This is a genomic window from Planosporangium mesophilum, from assembly GCF_016863255.1.
GTDB lineage: Bacteria > Actinomycetota > Actinomycetes > Mycobacteriales > Micromonosporaceae > Planosporangium > Planosporangium mesophilum.
On the sequence record NZ_BOON01000088.1, the window covers coordinates 1 to 2,928 of the forward strand.

Here is a 2,928-nt window from a genome sequence, read left to right on the forward strand (position 1 = left end):
TGGCGACGCGACCGCCCCGAACCAACCACCAACTCAACAACACGACCCACACCACGCCGACGTCACGACCACACCGTTGCCGGCGCCGCGCATCCGCATGCCCACAACCCCACGGCGAAAATGGGCATAACCACGCCAGCGCAACCAAAACTAGGGACTTGACCGGCCCCGCTCCTTCATGGATGACCCCCAGCATGGTCAACGAGCCATTTTCATCGTGACGATGCTGGTCAGTGGTGGGGCGAACGCTCGACCAGACGGGCCCCGTTCAGTGCTCGACGGCGGTACCATGGCCGCGATGCCGGCCAAACAACTCAAGGTAGGTCTTCGGGTACGTGATCTCGACAGATCGTTTGACCTCTACCTACGGCTCGGCTTCCGGCACCTACCCCAGCCTGAACAGGCGCACCTGCGCTACTTGACCTTCGGGCACACCTGGGTCGTCCTCTCGGACGTTGATCAGCACGGCTATCACAACGCCGAACGCGAGCGCCGAGTCAAAATCGGACCGCTCGGACTCGGCTTTGTGCTCGTCGTACCAACCGCTGACCTCGATGCGACGTACGCGCTCTGGCGGCAAGAGGGCCTGCCTGTGACGCTCGAACCGGAGGACGTCGGATGGGCCCGTATCTTCTATGGGCTGGACCCGGACGGCTACGAGCTCATGTTCGAACAGTTCCACACATAGAGACTTTTCATCGTGACGGTGCTGGTCACGGCGCGGTGGCGCGGGCAAGGGATCGACGTGAGACGAGGCTCCGGTAAGACAGCGATCGACCAAGACCCGATGCCTGTGGGTGCCAGAAAGCCGGTCACCTCACGCGGCCTGCGAGTATCCGCCGACCAAGCCGCCGAGACGGTCGCACCTCGCTACCCGCCTACCGGCCAGGGCGACCGGCGGTTGGGCCGGCCCGAACGGCGGTGCCTGTCCGAGTGAGCGGTGTGGACGGTGCGCGTTGTAATGATCGACATACTCGACCACCACCGACTGCAGATGGCGACGCCCGAAGATGAGCATCCGGTCAAGACCCACTCCCCCACCGGATGCGCGGTAATACCAAGCACATGGACCCGCCGGCTGCCCACCTCGATCGCGAACAGCACATACAGCCGGCGCAACAACACCGTGTGAGCGGCGACCGCCGTGTCGAGGTCAGTCAGATCAAGGGCCGGGCCCACCGACGGCGAGTCCGGCCCACCGGATCTCAGGATCTCAGCCGTGGGACTGTGGATCTAACGGTGTTTCCGGCCTGACCCGCGGGGCGTGGTGCCCGGCGAGGAAGGTGCCGTGATGACAGCGACACTGGACGATGTGACCGCGAGGAAGAAGAAGCCCGAGCCGTCGGCGGAGCAGCAGGCGGCCGCCGAGCAGTGTTACCACGGTGTGTCCGGCGCCTGTAGGGCGCCGGACACACCTGAGCGGTCAGCCGGTGGAACTGGTCCGGGTCGTCACCCACGCCCGGACATCACCCGGGGGCGGCATCCACCGGCTTTCGTGCGAGCTCTAGCGCTGCAGCGTCAGCACAGCCGGCCGCCACGGCAGCAGGTTGTAGTCACCCCCCGCGCTGGGGTTCTTGCCCTGGTACAGGAACTGAAGGTTGCACGGATCGATGGTCTTGGTCTGGTCGGGGTTGGTGCGGACCAGGTCACCGTGGCTGATGTCGTTGGTCCAGGTTGCACCACTGTTGGCCTTGCCGGCGAAGGGGTTGCTCTCACTGGCCGCCTGCGGGGTCCACGAACCACTCAGGCTGCTGGACGTGAACGAGCGGAAGTACCGCCCCTGGCTCCCGATCGCTTCGACGATCATCAGGTACTGGTTCTGGCCCTGGACCTTGTAGACCTCCACCGCCTCGAACAGGTTGTACTGCGAGTCACTCATGATCGTCGTGTAGTTGGAACCGAAGCTGCCGGGGAAGTTCCCGATCGGCATGCTGGCCCGGTAGATGTTGCCGTTGTCACCGGCGAAGAACAGGTACATGTTCTGGCCGTCGCCGATGAGCGTCTGGTCGATGACGCCGGTGCTGGAGTTGGAGATGCTGCCGGTGAACAGCGCCTGCGGCGCGGACCAGCCGTTGGGGTTGGTCGGGTCGCTGGAGGTCTTGTAGTTGAAGGCGTTCGGACCCCACTGGTAGGCCAGCACCCAGATGTTCTTCGGGGCGAAGTAGAACAGCGTGGGCGCCACCGTGGCCTGGCTCATGCCGGTCTGGCCGGCCGAGGCCATGTCGGACCAGTTCGTGAACGGGGCGAAGGCCATCGAGCCGTACGAGCCTCCGCTGTTGACGTTCGACGCGTAGACCAGGTGCTTGCCGTTGTAGACGACGTTGGTGAAGTCCTTGAGTGACACCCACCCGTTCTGCGGGTTCGCCAGCGAGCCCGTGGACGACCAGCGGTACGTCGACGGAAGCGAGCACGACCCGCTCGGGGGCGGTGAGGACGGCGGCGGCGAGGACGGGGGCGGTGAGGTGGGGCCACTGACGAAATTGGTCCGCCACTGCTGGTTGGACTGCCCGTGGCAGTCGTACAGCTGGACCTGCTGCCCGTTGGCGGTGCCCCACACGTCCAGGCACCGGCCGGACTGCACGCCGCTGATGGTGCCGCCTGCGTTGACGTTCCACTGCTGGTTCGTCTGCCCGTTGCAGTCCCAGATGATGACGGCCGTGCCGTTGGCGGTGGCGGCGCCGTTGGCGTCGAGGCACTTGTTGCCGTACACCTGCAGCTGCTTGCCGGCGGTGTACGTCCACTGCTGATTGGACTGGCCGTTGCAGTCGTAGAGCTGCACCCGGGTGCCGTTGGTCTGCGTCGCGTTGGGCACGTCGATGCACCGGCCCGACTGCACCCCGACGATCGTGCCCGAGCCACCCGGCGTACCGGGTGGGGTGGTCGTCGGTGGCGCGGTGGTGGGCGGCGTGGTGGGTCCGCCGGTGGCGG

The 2,928-nt window shown here is 65.7% G+C and carries 3 protein-coding genes; 1 reads left to right on the plus strand and 2 read right to left on the minus strand.

The window, feature by feature from the left end; genetic code table 11:
• The first annotated feature begins 298 nt into the window (after window positions 1-298).
• On the plus strand, window positions 299-688 hold the full coding sequence (locus Pme01_RS30575; RefSeq protein WP_168118337.1) for a VOC family protein: 390 nt from the start codon (window positions 299-301) through the stop codon (window positions 686-688).
• Window positions 689-817: 129 nt separating this feature from the next.
• Here Pme01_RS30575 and Pme01_RS30580 read toward each other — a convergent pair whose 3' ends face one another.
• Window positions 818-1,018, minus strand: coding sequence for an integrase core domain-containing protein (locus Pme01_RS30580; RefSeq protein ID WP_168118338.1), 201 nt, complete (start codon window positions 1,016-1,018; stop codon window positions 818-820).
• Between the two features lie 486 nt (window positions 1,019-1,504).
• Window positions 1,505-2,928: non-reducing end alpha-L-arabinofuranosidase family hydrolase (locus Pme01_RS30585; RefSeq protein WP_203935991.1), on the minus strand; the 1,424-nt coding region annotated here is incomplete at its 5' end.